This is a genomic window from Promicromonospora sp. NPDC023805, from assembly GCF_040639635.1.
Classification (GTDB): domain Bacteria; phylum Actinomycetota; class Actinomycetes; order Actinomycetales; family Cellulomonadaceae; genus Promicromonospora.
Genome location: NZ_JBFAAH010000001.1, coordinates 111,075 through 126,629 on the forward strand (window position 1 = coordinate 111,075; position 15,555 = coordinate 126,629).

The 15,555-nt window shown below is 71.6% G+C and carries 12 protein-coding genes; 5 read left to right on the forward strand and 7 right to left on the reverse strand.

Features of this window, described 5'->3' with window-relative positions:
• Positions 1–103 precede the first annotated feature (103 nt).
• The 6 genes from AB0F70_RS00590 to AB0F70_RS00615 all read right to left on the reverse strand — a co-directional run bounded on the left by AB0F70_RS00590 (position 104) and on the right by AB0F70_RS00615 (position 10,416).
• Positions 104–4,450, reverse strand: a complete 4,347-nt coding sequence (locus AB0F70_RS00590) for a ThuA domain-containing protein (RefSeq protein ID WP_357442411.1) — start codon at positions 4,448–4,450, stop codon at positions 104–106.
• A 142-nt stretch (positions 4,451–4,592) separates the two neighbouring features.
• Positions 4,593–5,486, reverse strand: a complete 894-nt coding sequence (locus tag AB0F70_RS00595; RefSeq protein ID WP_357442413.1) for a sugar phosphate isomerase/epimerase family protein — start codon at positions 5,484–5,486, stop codon at positions 4,593–4,595.
• Complete coding sequence (locus tag AB0F70_RS00600; protein ID WP_357442415.1) at positions 5,487–6,725, reverse strand: substrate-binding domain-containing protein; 1,239 nt, start codon at positions 6,723–6,725, stop codon at positions 5,487–5,489. It abuts the gene before it with no gap.
• A gap of 87 nt (positions 6,726–6,812) precedes the next feature.
• Complete coding sequence (locus AB0F70_RS00605) at positions 6,813–7,814, reverse strand: ABC transporter permease (RefSeq protein WP_357442417.1); 1,002 nt, start codon at positions 7,812–7,814, stop codon at positions 6,813–6,815.
• Entirely contained in the window at positions 7,811–8,848 is a 1,038-nt protein-coding gene (locus tag AB0F70_RS00610; RefSeq protein ID WP_357442419.1) for an ABC transporter permease, read from the reverse strand. The genes AB0F70_RS00605 and AB0F70_RS00610 overlap by 4 nt, the downstream gene beginning before the upstream one ends.
• The gene (locus tag AB0F70_RS00615) at positions 8,845–10,416 is read right to left on the reverse strand and encodes a sugar ABC transporter ATP-binding protein (protein WP_357442421.1); all 1,572 of its coding nucleotides are present in this window, start codon (positions 10,414–10,416) and stop codon (positions 8,845–8,847) included. Before AB0F70_RS00615 ends, AB0F70_RS00610 begins: the two co-directional genes overlap by 4 nt.
• Before the next feature lie 137 nt (positions 10,417–10,553).
• On the opposite strand from AB0F70_RS00615, the gene AB0F70_RS00620 reads away from it, so the two are divergent.
• The gene (locus AB0F70_RS00620; RefSeq protein WP_357442423.1) at positions 10,554–11,741 is read left to right on the forward strand and encodes an ROK family protein; all 1,188 of its coding nucleotides are present in this window, start codon (positions 10,554–10,556) and stop codon (positions 11,739–11,741) included.
• Between the two features lie 104 nt (positions 11,742–11,845).
• On the forward strand, positions 11,846–13,507 hold the full coding sequence (locus AB0F70_RS00625; RefSeq protein ID WP_357442425.1) for an alpha-amylase family glycosyl hydrolase: 1,662 nt from the start codon (positions 11,846–11,848) through the stop codon (positions 13,505–13,507).
• Positions 13,508–13,541: 34 nt separating this feature from the next.
• On the opposite strand, the gene AB0F70_RS00630 is transcribed toward AB0F70_RS00625, so the two are convergent.
• Positions 13,542–14,414 carry a hypothetical protein gene (locus AB0F70_RS00630; protein ID WP_357442427.1) on the reverse strand — a complete coding sequence of 291 codons (873 nt, stop codon included), beginning with the start codon at positions 14,412–14,414 and terminating at the stop codon, positions 13,542–13,544.
• Between the two features lie 76 nt (positions 14,415–14,490).
• Here AB0F70_RS00630 and AB0F70_RS00635 point away from each other — a divergent pair, with 76 nt between their 5' ends.
• From AB0F70_RS00635 to AB0F70_RS00645, 3 genes are read left to right on the forward strand one after another with little or no spacing between them, the layout of a single operon-like run.
• The gene (locus tag AB0F70_RS00635; protein ID WP_357442429.1) at positions 14,491–14,625 is read left to right on the forward strand and encodes a hypothetical protein; all 135 of its coding nucleotides are present in this window, start codon (positions 14,491–14,493) and stop codon (positions 14,623–14,625) included.
• Positions 14,622–15,293 (forward strand): hypothetical protein, encoded by a 672-nt coding sequence (locus AB0F70_RS00640; protein WP_357442431.1) that lies wholly within the window; start codon positions 14,622–14,624, stop codon positions 15,291–15,293. Before AB0F70_RS00635 ends, AB0F70_RS00640 begins: the two co-directional genes overlap by 4 nt.
• 45 nt (positions 15,294–15,338) lie before the next feature.
• A complete protein-coding gene (locus AB0F70_RS00645; protein ID WP_357442433.1) occupies positions 15,339–15,551 on the forward strand; it encodes a hypothetical protein in 213 nt (70 codons plus the stop codon).
• Positions 15,552–15,555 lie beyond the last annotated feature (4 nt).

Sequence of the window (15,555 nt, forward strand, 5' to 3'; positions counted from 1 at the left end):
TCTGCTCCTCGTCTTCGGCACGTCCTTGCTCCTCATCTCTCAGCGGTCAACCCGGTCAGGCACACCGACCCGGTCAGTCAGCCAGCGAGCCAGTCAGCCACGGCTACGAGCCGCAGCTCATTGCCTCGTACCCCTCGTCGACGACCACCTCGTGCGGCCCGTTGACCGCGGTGACCGTGATCGTCCCTGCCTGGATCGCCCTCGCTCCCGAGCTGAACTGGCGGGAGACGGTCTCCCCTGGCAGCACGTTCCGGTACGTCTTGCTCCCGTACGGGGTGCTGAGCTCGACCACTGCGGGGTCAGCACCCGCGTTGGTGGCGCTCACCGTCACGCGAGCCTGCGGGCCGGTGCACCGGCTCGCCGCCGCGACCTCTATCCGCGGCGGGTCCGGCTGGTCGTCGAACGTGAGGTCCTGGAACTCCACGGCGCTCCTGTTCGACGCGTGGTGCGCGGTGACGAACAGGCCGACGTCCTGCAGGTCGGCGGCGCCCGCGAGCTCCTCCGGCTCTCCGATCCGCGTGAACGTCTCGCCGTCGGAGCTCCGGTAGGCCGTGTACAGGTCGCCGTCGCGGACGAGCCGCACCCAGGCCGGGTACGCCGTCGAGCCGCCGCCCGACGACGTCACGAGCTGGCCGGCGTCGTTGCCGCGCAGCCACTCGAACCCGCCGCTCGGCCGGATGCCGAGCGCCGCGTAGCCCGGCGACGAGCCCGGCAGGGTCACGTCGTTGCGGAGGATGATCCCCGCCTTTGCGGACCCGTGGGAGTTGCCCTGGCTGTTGATCCGTACGGTGGCGGTCCAGTGCCGGTCGGTGCCCTCGCGGTAGATCGCCGAGTACTGGTCGACGCCCTGCCACATGTTGGCGCCGCCCGACTCGATGACGTACCGCCCGGTGGCGAGCTGCTCGAACTCGCCGCCCGCGTTGCTGAAGGTCCGCATCCCGGCGAACACGTCGCCGACCTGTGCGACGACGATCCGTGAGGTGGTGGTGAGCTCCCGGTCGTTGGTCGCCACGGCCGTCAGCTCGTAGTAGCCGTCGGCGGCGACGTCCCACGTCGTCGAGTAGGGCGCCGTCTCGTCGACGCCTATCGATGTCCCGTCGGCGAAGAACTCCACCTGGCTGACGGCGTTCTCCGCGTCCGTCGCGTCGGCAGTGATCTCGACCTGGCCGGGTTCGAGCTCGACCCCGCCCTCGGGCGCCGTGATGGCCACCTCCGGCCGCGTGGTCTCCGCCGCACCCTTGCCGTTGGCCGCCACGAAGTTGAGCCGCCGCTCGCCCGGCCCCGGGAAGACCACGAAGAGCTCGAAGCTCTCCCCCGGGTCGTCGACGACTACCCGCACGTCGCGGAAGTCGCTGACGCCGGTGGCCGCGATATCCGCGGTGCCGAGCAGGTCGCCGTCCGGGGCATCCCGCCGCAGCTCGATGGTGCCGGCGGACGCCGAGGCCACGCGCAGCGTCAGTGCGTCGACCTCGTGGAGGTTCACCGGGTCGTAGGACGCCCAGGCGCCGTCGGCGCCGACGAGGACGGACCCGCCGCCCTCGACGTCCCGGCTCGGCGCCGTCGTCGTGCCCTCCTGTGTCGTGTGGAACTCGGCCTGCCGCTCCCTGGGGAACAACAGGGTGGTGTCCGAGCCGGTGAGGGACGGGATGTCGCCCGCTCCGCCGTCGTCCTCGTAGCGGGCGTCGAGCACGTAGAACACGTTGGTGTCCGCCCCGTGCCCGCCGCCCAGCGACGTCGTGACGGAGCCCGTGCGGCCGTGCTGCGGGTCGGCCGGGTGCGGGTGGTCGTCGTGGCCAAGGGCCGGCTGGATGACGACGCGCTCGTCGTCGATCGCCGAGCCGTCCGGCGAGTCCTCGGCGTCGGTCACCGAGACGTCCCAGCCGATCGTGTCGCCGAACTCGAAGAACGAGCCTGTCGGCGGGAGCCCGAAGTCGACCTCCGGCCGCGTGTTGCCCACGGTGATCGGCACCGTGGCGGTCCCGTCCTTGCCCGCGGGGTCGGTGACGGTGAGCCGCGCGTCGTAGACGCCGTCCGCCGGGTAGGTGTGCGACGCCGTCGGGTCCGTCGAGTCGGTGGTGCCGTCGCCGTCGAAGTCCCACGCGTAGGTGAGGTTCTCGCGCTCCGGGTCGGTGCTGCCCGTCCCGTCGAACGTCACCTCCAGCGGCGCGGTCCCGGAGTCCGGCGACGCGGTCGGCAGCGCCTCGGGCGAGCGCGAGCCCGACACGTAGTCGACGCGGTGCAGGCCGGAGTTCGGGTTGTCCCGGCCGAAGCCGCCGCCCCAGTCGAGCACGTACATCGCGCCATCGGGCCCGAACTTCGCGTCGATCGGCGCGAGGAAGTCCTCGTCCGGCAGGAACCGGTTGACCTTCTCGACGTCCGTCTGGCCCGGGCCCGCCCCGGGGTCTCTGGTCTCGACGGTGAACACCTGGTTCCGAGCCCACTCGTAGAAGAACGCCTTGCCCTCGTAGTACTCGGGGAACTTGGTGTCCGACTCGAGCTCCGGGTCGAAGTCGTAGAACGGGCCGCCCATCGGCGCCAGGCTCCCGCCCTGGTTGATCCCGCCCGGCACCGAGGACCGCTGGTACCCGTACCAGAGGTCCGCCGGCTGGGCCGGGGGCAGCTCCGTGAGGCCCGTGTTGCGCACCGAGTCGTTGACCGGTGCGTCGCAGTCGAAGAACCCGCCCACGGCGGGTGGGCTGGTCCGGTAGTCGACGTCCCGGAACGGCTCGTTGTTCCCCATGCACAGCGGCCAGCCGAAGAAGCCCGGCTCCTTGATGAGGTTCCACTCAGCGATGCCCGCGGGGCCGCGCTGCGCCAGGTTGTCGGTGTTGTTGTCCGGCGAGTAGTCGGCGACGCCGAGGTTGCCCGTGGCCGGGTCGATGGCGAACCGGAACGGGTTGCGGAAGCCCATCGCGTAGATCTCGGGCAGCGTCTTGTCTTCCGTGTCCTCCGACTCCGGGAACAGGTTGCCCTCAGGGACCGAGTAGGTGCCGTCGTCCTCGGGGTGGATCCGCAGCACCTTGCCGCGCAGATCGTTGGTGTTGGCGGACGTCGCCCGCGCGTCGTGGAAGGTGCCGTCCCGCTCGGAGATCGGCGCATACCCGCCCGACGGCTCCGAGTGCGGGTTCACGTCGTCACCGACGCCGAGGTACAGGTCGCCGCTCTTGTGGTCGACGACGACCCCGCCGCCCGTGTGGCCCGGCTCGTCCGGCAGGCGCCGGGCGGGGACCTCCAGCAGCACCTTCTCGGACGCCGGGTCGATCGTCGTCGACCCCGAGGCGCCCGTCGTGACCGTGAACCGGGACAGCCGGTTGTGGAAGTTCGCGGGGTCCGTATCGTCTGCGCTCGCGGGCGACCAGTACTGGTACAGGTAACCGTTGGCGGCGAAGTCCTCGTCGAGCGCTATCCCCAGCAGGCCGTCCTCGCCGCCCGAGTACACCGGCAGGGTCACGGCAGTCGTCGTGGTCTGCGTCTCCGGGTCGAACACCCGGATCTGCCCGCGTACCAGCTCGGTGAAGAACACCCGCCCGTCGGGCGCGACGTCGATCCCGAACGGCGCGCTCGTGTTCGTGTCCAGCGCGACCTTCTCGAACTGGCCCCAGTCCGTGCCGCCGCAGTCGCCGGCGGCCAGCCCGGCCGCCCACTGCACGCCGCCGACGATGTGCCGCACGAAGTCCGGCTCGCCCGTGTAGTGCGCGCCGAAGTGGCCCATGCCCGTCATCCACGCGCGGCCGCCGTCGTAGTACTTGCACCACGAGATCGGATGGTCGTAGCCCATGGCGTTGCCGCCCGGGTCGTAGGTCGACTCGTCCATGGTGGCCAGCACGTGCGCGTCACCACGCACGTTCGTCGAGAAGTTGTACCACTCGTCGGCGCGGTCCCAGCGCTGTGGCAGGTGCTTGGTGGAGGGGTGCGTGCGGTCCTCGACCCGCACCGTGCCGGGCAGGCCTGGGCTCGACCCGGTGGCGGCGTGACCGGGCATCAGCGACCCGATCATCTCGTCCCACCAGGGGTAGCTGCCCCGCATGTCGGTCGCGTTGTGGATGGCGACGATGCCGCCGCCCGCCTGCTGGTACCGCTCCATCGCGGCCTTCTGCTCGGCGTTCCACGGGTCGCCGGACGCCTGGAACATGACCAGCGCGTCGTACTGCGCCAGGTCGGCGTCGTTGAAGACCGTCGGGTCCTCCGTGTGGTCGGACTCGATGCCCGCCTCGGCGAACGCCGCCTCGAGCACCGGGGTGCCCTGGGTGATCGCCTCCTCGTGCCGGTACTGGGTGGTGGCCGTGAAGATGAGGACCTTGCCCGCTTGCGGGGCCTCTGCGAGCGGGTCCTCGGTCCGCGGTCCGTCGTCGGCCGTGGCCGTCGGGACGAGCGCGAGCGTGAACGCCAGCGCTCCGGCGGCGAGGGCCGCCACGGATCTTCCCCCGCGGGGACGTCGTGGTGCGGTCATCGGGTTGCCTCCTGGGCAGATCGAAGTGCGTGCCCGCCGGGGGTTCCCGGCGGAGCATGTTCTTCTCGTTGATCAGCCCGGCGTGCCGGCGCCGAGCGCTCTTGGTCTGTGCAGACTCAGGCGCATGGGTGTCAGACCTGTGTCAGGGCATCAGTCCTCTCAGGTACGCGAGGCCGTCGACCGCGAGCGCGTCCTGGCTCACGGCCAGCGGCCGCCAGATCGACGCGGCGGTCGCGATGGTGGCGTTCTCGGCGGTGAACGACTCGATGACGAGCGGCCCGGCGTACCCGGCCTGCTCCAGCGCGGCGAGCAGCGCCGGCCAGTCGACGCCGTCGCCCCCGGGTGCGCCGCGGTCGTTGCCGCAGACCTGCACCGCGGCGATCCGCGCCCCAGCGCGTTCCACCGCGGCGGGCAGGTCCCGCTCCTCGATGTTCATGTGGTAGACGTCGAGCATCAGCCCGATGCCCTCTGCGGGCAGCACGCTGACGATCTCTAGCGCCTGGTCCACCGTGTTGACCAGGCTCGTCTCGTAGCGGTTGAGCGGTTCCAGGCCGACGACGACGCCCGCCGCGATCGCGTGCTCGACCACCGGCGCGAGGTGCTCGACGAGCTCGGCGCACGCGTCGGCCCGCTCCTGCGGCGTCGTCCGCCAGGTGCGGCCTACCGAGGCGTACGCCGGGCCGCCGATCACCCGCGCGCCCACCGTGTGGGCGGCGTCGATGACCGAGCGCAGGTAGTCCTGCGTCGCCCGCACCGTGCCGGCGTCGGCCGCGACGAGCTCACGGCCCTCGCCCATGACGAGGGACACGCTCGCGCCGAGGCCGTTGTCCGCCAGGACCCGCGCCGCACGCGGCGGGTCCCAGTCACCGAGGCGCTCGACGGGCAGCTCGAGGACGTCGAACCCCCAGTCCGCCACGCGGGGCGCGAGGTCGGCGAGCGAACGGTCGGTGAGCGGCGACGTCCACACCCAGGTGTTGACGCCGACCGGCCAGGTGGTCGCGGGCCCGTCCGGGACCGTCCATGGCTGTATACCCATCTAGCGGTCCGTCCAGGCTTCGGGGTAGCCGGGCAGGTCCTCGCCGCCGAACTTCGCGTAGTGCAGGGACGGCATGTCCGCGTTGGCCTCGAGGAACCCCGCGAGGTCAGCGTCGGTGACGGGCGCCTGGGGCAGCACCCACTCGGACGGCACCTCCTCGCCGGCCCAGATCTTCTGCGCGGCCAGGATCGGTGTGCGCCACTGGAAGTTCGAGTAGACGTTGCCGATCGCCGTCATCCCCGTCTCGTCCCACTTGCGCAGGAAGCTCATCTCGTCCTCGCCGACGAAGACCGGGTACGGCTGGCCGGCGTCCTCGAACGCCTCGACAGCCGCGACGGAGCCGTCGCCCGCGTCCATCCAGATGCCGTCGACCTCGCCGCGCTGCAGGTACTGGGTGACGAGGTCCTTGATCTTGGCGCCGTCACCGCCCGTGAACTCGACGCCCACCACCTCGAGGTCGCTCTCCGAGAAGATCTTGTCGGCAGCGGCCCACCGGTGCTCCAGCACGTCGACGCCGGGCAGGATGCGCAGCGCCAGGACCGTCGAGCCCGGGTCCAGGTTCTCGGCCAGGAACTCCGCGCCCACCGCGCCGTAGGCGTAGCCGCCGATCGGGTGGATGAACGTGACCATGCAGTCGGTGTTCACGCCCCGGTCGAACACGATGACCGGCTTGCCGCTCTCGCAGGCCGCCTCGACGGCGGGCGTGAGCGTCGCCGTCGTCGACGGGGAGATGACTATCGCGTCGCAGTCGCCGGCCTCGACGAACGCCTGGATGTCGGAGATCTGCTTGTTGTCGTCGTCGGCGGCGTCCGAGACCCGGAACTCGCCGATCACGCCCTCCTCCTGGAGCACCTCGACCTGCTGCTGCATGGTGATCCAGCCGGTGACGCGCCACGGGTTGGAGACCGAGGCGTTGGAGAAGCAGAGGGTCTTGTCCCCGCTCTCGCCCGCCCCGTCCTCGCCGGCGAAGTCGGCGGTGTCCACCCACTCCGGCTCGATGGCCTGGAGCCACGGCTCGTCGGCCGGGCCCTCCGGCTCGACGTCACGCTGGGCCAGCTCCCGGTCGTAGTCCGCCTGGACGAACCACTCGCTCTCGGCCCCGGAGTCGGCGGGTGCCTCCTGGGCCGCGCTCGTCTCGGTGGACGGCGCCTCCTCGGTAGGGGTGTCGGTCGTGCAGGCCGTCAGCAGGAGCAGCGTTCCCGCCGCCGCGCTCGCCAGCAGTGCTCGGGTCGATCGCATGTCCATCCCCTTTGATGAGTGCGGGTCGTTCTGAGTGCGGGCCGTTCTGTGCGGGCCTTTCTGTGCGGGTCTTTCGATGGGTAGTGCTCAGGTGCGGCGCCTGCGTGCCGCATAGGCGACGGCGACGATGAGGATCACGCCCTGCACGGCGGGCCGGACGGTCGACGGCAGGGCGAGCTGGTTGAACAGCGTGAACAGGGCCTCGAGCGTGAGCGCGCCGACCATCGCGGCCACCACCGTCCCGCGCCCGCCCCCGAGGGCGACACCACCCAGCACGACGGCGGTGATCGCCATGAACTCCAGCCCCTGCCCCACCTGCGCGGTGACCCCGGCGAAGCCGCCGATGAGCACCGCCGCGACGGTCGCGAGGAACGAGGAGAGCAGGAACGCCCGGGTGCGCAGCCACCACACCGAGGCGCCGCTGTACGCGGCGGCGACGGCGTTGTCGCCGACGGCGACCAGGGTCCTGCCGAACGGGCGGCGCATCAGCAGCACCGCGAGCCCGACGACGACGAGCGCCACCAGCAGCGCGTACGGGACCTGGAACTGACCCGGCACGTCCGGGAAGCCCTTGCGGCCCAGCACCCGGAAGCTCTCGCTCAGCGCACCCGTCGGCGCGCCGCCGGTCCACAGCCGGATGGCGCCGAACAGCACGAGCATCATGCCGAGCGTGGTGATGAAGGACGGGACCCGCAGCAGCGTCGTCACCAGGCCGTTGACGAGCCCGACCAGCAGCCCGAAGACGAGCATCAGCCCCACGACCGGCCAGGTCAGCGCCTCGTCGCCGTCCATCAGCCGGGCCGCGATCACGACCTGGGCGCCGACGAGCGAGCCCACCGACAGGTCGAACTCGCCGGAGACGATCACGAAGTACTGGCCGATCGCGAGCACCACCAGCGGGGCGGCCTTCTTCGCGAACGCCATGAGCGACACAGGCTCCGCGAAGGACGGGTTGATCACGACGATCACGGCGAGGACCAGGACGAGCAGCGCGAGTACCGTCCAGCTGCCGCCGGACAGGAGCTGCTCGCGCCAGCGTCGTGCCGTGCCTCGTGCTGTGCCTCGTGACGTGTCTGCGGTCAGGGTCATGCGACGTCACCTCCTCGTGCATCCGAAGCCCGTGCGGCCGAGACCTTGGTGCCGAACCGGACCCGCCGGCTCGCCGGGTCGATCTGGCGCCGCGCGTACAGGGCCACGGCGGCGATGATGATGACGCCGCGCAGCACGTCCTTGAAGAACGGGTTCACGTCGAGCACGTTGAACGCGGTGTCGAGCACCGCGAGGATCGCCACCCCGCCGACCGTGCCGACCACCGAACCCCGGCCGCCGAACAGGAGCGTGCCGCCCAGCACCACCGCGGCGATCGAGTCGAGGTCGAGGCCGTAGGAGTAGACCAGCGCGTTCCCGGTGCCGAACCGGGCGGCGATGAGCAGCCCGGCCACGCCCGCGCACAGGGAGCACAGCACGTGCGCCAGGACGAGGGTGCGGCCCGTGCGCACGCCCGAGAGCCGGGCGACGTCGAGGTTCCCGCCCACCGCGAACATGTGATACCCCGCCCGGGTCCGCGTGAGCAGCACGAACGCCGCCGCGGCGACGAGCAGCATGACTATCGTCGAGACGGGCACCGGGCCGACGCGGGTGTACCCGAACGTCTGGAAGGCGAACGGCACCTCGCCCTCCGGCCCCTTGAACCGCGTGTCGAGGAAGCCCTTGACGATCAGGCCCGTGCCGAGCGTCGCGATGAACGGGTTGACGTTCAGCGCCGAGATGATCAGGCCGTTCACGAGCCCGACACCGGCCGCGACCGCCAGCGCGGCCACCACCCCGAGCCAGACGCGCGACGGGTCGCCCGCCATCGTCGTCGCCCCGATCAGCGAGCACAGCGCGACGACGTAGCCCACCGACAGGTCGAGCGAACGGCACAGGACCACCAGCGTCTGCCCGATCGCGACGAACCCGAGCAGGCTCGTCTGCGTGAGCATGTAGCTGACGTTGCCCTGCGCGAAGAGGTTGCCGCCGCGGACCGCCACGAGCACGCCAGCCACCAGCAGGATGCCGACCAGGGCCAGGTAGACGATCTCGGTGGACCCGAGGTGACGTCGACGCACGGTGCCGGTCGTCATGCCGCCCCCGTCGCCAGCGCCATGATGGTCTCCTCGTCGCTGCCGCCCGGCAGCTCTCCGGCGATCTGGCCGTCGCGCAGCACGAGGATGCGGTCGGCCATCGCCACCACCTCCGGCAGCTCGGACGAGATGAGCAGGACGGCGGTCCCGTCGGCGGTCAGCGTGCGCATGAGGTCGTAGACCGCACGCTTGGCTCCGACGTCGATCCCGCGCGTCGGCTCGTCGAGCACGATCACCCGCGGCTCGGTCACCAGCCACTTCGCGAGGACTACCTTCTGCTGGTTGCCGCCGGACAGGTACTGCACCTCGGTGTCCTGGGCGGCCTCGACGGTGCTCGCCGGCACGGCGAGCGACCGCAGCACCCCGGTGATGCGCCGCGCCCGGCGGTCCGACGCGCCGGGCAGGACGGCGTCGAGCACGAGCCGCGCGTTCGCGAGGACGGACTGGCCGAGGGCGAGGCCCTCTGACTTGCGGTCCTCGCTGACCAGCGCGAGGCGATGCCGTACGCCCTGCCGCGGCGTGCGCACGTGGGCGGGCCGTCCGTCGACGGTCATGCGGCCACGCGTGAACGGCGCGATCCCGAACACCCCGTGCGCGACCTCGGTGCGGCCCGACCCCTGCAGACCCGCCAGCGCGACGATCTCGCCGGCCCGCACCTCGAGGTCCACACCGTCCACCATCGTGTTCCCGGAGCCCGCGAGCGCCAGCCGTACCTCGCCGGGTCCCTCACCGGGTCCCTCACCGGACACTGAGCCGGCGGGCTTGTCCGGGAAGAAGCCGGCGAAGTCGCGGCCCACCATGATGCGCACGAGCCGGTCGGGGCCGACCTCGGCGGCCGGTGCGGTCAGCATGTGGTTGCCGTCCTTGAGGACGGTGATCGTGTCGGCCAGGTCGTAGATCTCCTGGAGCCGGTGCGAGACGTACAGGATGGCGACGCCGCGGTCGCGCAGCCGCCAGACCAGGTCGTAGAGCAGCGCGACCTCCTGGTCGGCGAGCGCCGCCGTCGGCTCGTCCATGGAGATGATCCGGGCGTCGTACGAGACCGCCTTGACGATCTCGACCACCTGCTGCTGCGCCACGGACAGCGAGCCGACCCGGTTCCAGGACGCGATGCTCGTCAGCCCCAGGTCGTCGAGGAGGCGGGTGGTGTCGGCGTGCAGCCGACGGCGGTCGACCATGCCGCCGAATATGCCGCGCCTGATTGGTTCGCGGCCGAGGTAGACGTTCTCGGCGACCGACCGGTCCGGCAGCAGGTTGAACTCCTGGAAGACCGTCGCGACACCGGCCCGCTGCGCGTCGAGCGGCGTCGGGAAGGAGACGGGCGAACCGTCGAGCTCGATGGTGCCGGCGGAGGGCCGGTGGACGCCGGCGACGATCTTCATCACCGTCGACTTGCCGGCGCCGTTCTCGCCCACCAGGGCGTGGACCTGCCCGGGGTGCAGGGTCAGGTCGATCTCTCGCAGCACCGAGGTGCCGAAGAACTCCTTGCCGATGCCGGAAAGGCGCAGCACCGGGCCGGGTGCTTCGGGGTCGGGTACCGGAGTGTGCGCGTCGTCATCGGCTCGCATATCCACCAATGTATGGATCTTTTGGTTCATGTCAAGCAAAAGATGCTTGTCGTTTACGCGGCTTCTGTGATGAGTTGCGCATATGGGCTATCTTTTGCCGATACGCGGCCATAAGTTCACCCGGGAGGCGATTGCCCATGCCCATCGACGACCCTCCGAGGGGCGTGCCGCTGTCCCTGGGCACCGGCGAGTTCTTCCAGCTGCTGCGCGACCGCGAACCGCGTACGCGCGCCGATCTGGTGGCCATCACCGGCCAGGCCCGGTCGACCATCGCCTCGCGGATCGACGCGCTCATGAGCACCGGGCTCATCGCCCCGGCGGGCATGGCGGGTTCCACCGGAGGCAGACGGCCCGCGACGTTCGCCTTCCAGCCGGGCGCCCGGGTGGTCCTCGCGGTCGACCTCGGCGCCACGCACGCCCGGCTGGCCGTGACCGACCTCGCATCCACGGTGCTCGCGGCGAGCGACGAACCCCTCTCGATCACCGCGGGGCCCGACGTCGTCCTACCCTGGGTGGTCCGGGCCGGCCGCGACCTGCTCGCCGCCGCCGGCCGCGACACCGCCGACCTGGCCGCCATCGGCATCGGGCTGCCGGGCCCGGTGGAGCACTCGACAGGGCGGCCGATCAACCCGCCGATCATGCCCGGCTGGGACGACGTCGACGTCCCCGGCATCCTCGGCGCCGAGCTCGGGGTCGCCGTGCTGGTCGACAACGACGTCAACATCATGGCGCTCGGCGAGCACCGGACCGCCTGGTCCGACGTCTCCGACCTGCTGCTCGTCAAGGTCTCCACCGGCATCGGCGCGGGCATCATCGCCGACGGCGCCCTCCGCCGCGGCGCTCAGGGTGCGGCGGGCGACGTCGGCCACATGTCGGTCCCTGGCGCCGACCACGTGCCCTGCCGGTGCGGCAACACCGGCTGCCTCGAGGCGGTGGCGAGCGGCCAGGCGGTCGCGACGGCGCTCGCCGCCCAAGGGCTGGACGCCGCTGACAGCGCTGACGTCGTCGCGCTGGTCCGGTCCCGGGGCGCCGCGGCGAGCCAGGCGGTGCGACAGGCAGGCCGTGACATCGGCGGCGTCCTGGCCTCGTGCGTGAGCGTGCTCAACCCGTCGGTCATCGTGATCGGCGGGGTGGTGGCCGACGCCGGCGAGCACCTCATCGCCGGCATCCGCGAGGCCGTCTACCGCAGGTCCCTGCCGCTGGCCACGCAGCACCTGCGCATCGTCACCTCCCGCGCGCGCGAGGGCGCGGGCGTCCTGGGCGCGAGCGCCATGGCGGTGGACCACGCACTGTCCCCTGCGGTGATAGACGCCCTGACCGCCTGACCCCGGGCTGCCTCGCCGAGCCCTCACCCATACGCTGGTGGGCACGGCATTCCTGCGCTCGAGTGACCGGCGACCAGTCCCCCACCGCAAAGGATCCAGCACCAGTGACCAGCAACATCGACACCAACCTGCCCCTCGCGGTCGACCCCACCTGGTGGCGGCAGGCGGCCGTCTACCAGATCTACCCGCGCAGCTTCGCCGACGCGAACGGCGACGGCATCGGCGACCTGCGCGGCATCATCTCGCGTGTGCCGTACCTCCAGGGGCTCGGCATCGACGCGGTCTGGCTGAGCCCCTTCTACCCGTCCGCGCTGGCCGACGGCGGGTACGACGTCGCCGACTACCGCGACGTCGACCCGCGGATCGGCACGCTCGACGAGTTCGACGAGATGGTCACCGCACTGCACGCCGCCGGCATCCGCGTGATCGTCGACATCGTGCCGAACCACTCGTCGGACGAGCACGTCTGGTTCCAGGAGGCGCTCGCCGCCGGTCCCGGCAGCCCGGAGCGCGCGCGCTACATCTTCCGGGACGGCCTCGGCCCCGACGGCTCCGAGCCCCCGGCCGACTGGGAGAGCATGTTCGGCGGGCTCGCGTGGACGCGCGTGCCCGACGGCCAGTGGTACCTGCACCTCTTCGCCAAGGAGCAGCCGGACTTCAACTGGGACAACGAGGAGGTCCGCGAGGACTTCCTCAAGACCCTGCGGTTCTGGTCCGACCGGGGAGTCGACGGGTTCCGCATCGACGTCGCGCACGCGCTCACCAAGGACCTCGGCGACTCATTGCCCACGCAGGCCGAGATCGACGCCATCACGGAGCCCGGCGCGCACCCGCTCTGGGACCGCGACGAGGTCCACGAGATCTACGCCGACTGGCGCAAGGTCTTCGACGAGTACACGCCGCCGCGCATCGCCGTGGCGGAGGCCTGGGTCTCGACCCCGCGGCGTCCCCGGTACGCGAGCGCCGAGGGGCTCGGCCAGGCGTTCAACTTCGACCTGCTGGAGGCCGACTTCGACGCCGAGCAGTTCCGCACGATCATCGCCGACAACCTCGCGCTGTCCACGGCGTCCGGCTCCTCGACGACGTGGGTCTTCTCGAACCACGACGTCGTGCGCCACGCGACCCGCTACGCACTGCCCGCACGCAACGGCAGCACGGCGAAGCAGGGCAGGGACTGGCTGCTCTCGGGCGGCACGGAACCCGCCGCCGACGTCGCCCTGGGCCTGCGCCGCGCACGTGCCGCGACGCTGCTCATGCTCGGCCTGCCGGGCAGTGCCTACCTCTACCAGGGCGAGGAGCTCGGCCTGCCGGAGGTCGCCGACATCCCCGCGGCGGAGCGTCAGGACCCGGCGTTCTTCCGCAACCCCGGGGTCGACGTCGGGCGGGACGGCTGCCGCGTGCCGCTGCCGTGGACCCGAGAGGGCAAGTCCTTCGGCTTCGGTCCCGGGAAGGCTCACCTGCCTCAGCCCGCGAGCTTCGGCGAGCTGTCGGTAGAGGCCCAGGACGGCGCACCCGGTTCGACGCTGGAGCTCTATCGTGCGGCGCTCGCGCTGCGCCACGAGCTGCAGACCGACGAGACGCTCGAGTGGGTGCCCGGCCGCGCCGACGTCCTGCACTTCACACGCCCGGACGGTTGGCACGTCGTGACCAACTTCGGTCCGGACGCGGTGCCGCTGCCGGACGGCGAGGTGCTGCTCGCGAGCGAGCCGCTGCCCGGCGGCCTGCTGCCCGGCTCGACGACGGCGTGGGTGCGCGTAGTGGCGTGACGCGCGGCCGGCCGGACGACGCGTGTCCGGCCGGTCACCCGCCGGCGTTCGGGGACACCGGGGCGCCGGTCGGCGTGGGGGTGGGCGACACGGTGGGGCTCGGCGTCGGCTCGGGGGTCGGCTCGTCGGACGCCGAGGGTGTGGGCTTTGGGGTCGGCTCCTCCGTCGGATCGGTGGTCGGCTCCGACGCCGGAGGCGGTGGGCCGCCGGTCGGCGTCGCCGTGCCTCCGCCGCCCGTTCCGGTGCCGCCTCCGGCGCCCGAACCTCCCCCGGATCCTGGCCCGCCGGAGCCGCCGCTGCTCCCGCCCGCGCCCGCCACTCCTTCGCCGGAGCCGCCCTGATCGGGCCGGTCGCCCAACGACGCCGTCCCGTCCCCCAGCAGGTCCGCGTCCGCGCCGTCGCCGCGAGGTTCGCCCGCCTCGGCGTCGTCCGCGCCGCGGAGGCGTGCCTCCGCACGCTCGCCCGTGCTTGTGTCATGGGCGTCGTCGGCGGGGATGAGCGGCAGGTCGAGGGCCGTGCGCTCGACCGGACCGGTGGTCTCGGCGTCGGGGCGGTCCGCCCACAGCATGGTCAGGCCACCGATGCCCAGCGCGAAGGCCGCGAGCACCCCGCAGCCGACCGCGACCATGGTCAACCTGCGGAGGGCGGTACTGGGCGTTGAAGGCGATGTGACTGATGCGGCTCGTGGGGCTGGTTCGACGGGTGGGGCTGGTGGGGCTGGAGCGACAGCTACGGAGCGGTGCGCGATGGCGTCGGCCTCCGGCGCCTCAGGCGCACCGCCGTCCGGCGGGACGGGCAGCGCGACCAGGTCCCAGGCCGGCCCGCTCACCGAACCTGGGGCGAGCTTGCCGAGCTGCGCTGTCTCGAGCTGCTCGAGGTGCCGTGTCGGCCGCGGGTTCTCCCTCACGCGGGAACGATAGCGCCCAGGGGTGAAATGCCGGAATCCCGGTGGGCCGGTGGGTCTGCTGTGGGACGATCCGCCGGTGACGACGAGAGGGCGGTCCGGACTGGAGCTGTGGCTGGACGACCCGGAGGGTGACGAAGGCCCCACACCCGTCACAAGCCATCCGGTATTCGCCAAGGTGGCCCCGCCTCAGTTCTACGAGAACGGCACATGAGCGCGCAACAGGAGTCGAGCGGCATACCTCCAGCACTGCGACGCGCGAAGCGCGTGGCGACGGCGTCAGCTCTGACCGGCGTCGCTACGGCACTTGCCGGTGCCGCCGTCTGGCACGTGGTCGACGACAGCCAGCTCCTCCTGGTCGCGGGGATCATGGACGACCAGACCCTCACCTTCCTGCTGTGGCTCGTCACGGGACTGTCCGCCATCGTGCTGGGGGTGGCCGGGTTTCGGCTGTTCGTCATCGGGTACGAGGCGTTCACCGCGGCCATGGCGGCGCTCTTCCTTTGCGCGTTGATCCTGGCCGCCGCCGTCGGCGTCCTGGCGATGGGTCTCCTCGCGCTGCTGTCGGCGGCGCACAGGTACGAGACACTGCACGAGCTCGACCGGCCCGCCGGGAGACAGGTGGTTATCCAGGACTTCAGTGGGTTGCATGGCGCCTCGTGGCGGTTCTACGCGGGTGGGCCGTTCCTCTACGACGAGATCACGGCGCCGACGACCACTGTCGACTGCGCGGAGCTCAGCGCCGCGGGGCGGCCCACGTTCGAGGACGGTGCGTACCTGCTCCGGACCGGCAGGGATGGCAGGGACGTCATCATGTACACCGCCGACGGACGGCTGAGCTGCGAACACCACGACGTATCGCAGATGGTCCTCCCGGACTGACCGCCAGGACGAGGCCCTTAGCGCCGGGGCCGGTCCGGGAGCGCCGTGCGCGAGGAGATGGTCGCGATCGTCAGGCACAGCGTGACGGCGACGGTGCTGAAGTCGAACGTCCCGCTGTACGACCAGGTGTCGCGAAGTCAGGCGAGCGCCATCGGAACCGGCGGCTCTCTCCAGGTCGATCCCCGCGAAGTTCTCGGTGGGACGCCCCCCACCGTGGTGCTTCTCAAGCAGGTCGTGGCGGCAGCTGCATGGTGCTGAAGAG

Coding starts and splice junctions, on each gene's coding strand:
- AB0F70_RS00590 (WP_357442411.1), bottom strand. CDS start 4,450: ATGACCGCACCACGACGTCCCCGCGGGGGAAGATCCGTGGCGGCCCTC.
- AB0F70_RS00595 (WP_357442413.1), bottom strand. CDS start 5,486: ATGGGTATACAGCCATGGACGGTCCCGGACGGGCCCGCGACCACCTGG.
- AB0F70_RS00600 (WP_357442415.1), bottom strand. CDS start 6,725: ATGCGATCGACCCGAGCACTGCTGGCGAGCGCGGCGGCGGGAACGCTG.
- AB0F70_RS00605 (WP_357442417.1), bottom strand. CDS start 7,814: ATGACCCTGACCGCAGACACGTCACGAGGCACAGCACGAGGCACGGCA.
- AB0F70_RS00610 (WP_357442419.1), bottom strand. CDS start 8,848: ATGACGACCGGCACCGTGCGTCGACGTCACCTCGGGTCCACCGAGATC.
- AB0F70_RS00615 (WP_357442421.1), bottom strand. CDS start 10,416: ATGCGAGCCGATGACGACGCGCACACTCCGGTACCCGACCCCGAAGCA.
- AB0F70_RS00620 (WP_357442423.1), top strand. CDS start 10,554: ATGCCCATCGACGACCCTCCGAGGGGCGTGCCGCTGTCCCTGGGCACC.
- AB0F70_RS00640 (WP_357442431.1), top strand. CDS start 14,622: ATGAGCGCGCAACAGGAGTCGAGCGGCATACCTCCAGCACTGCGACGC.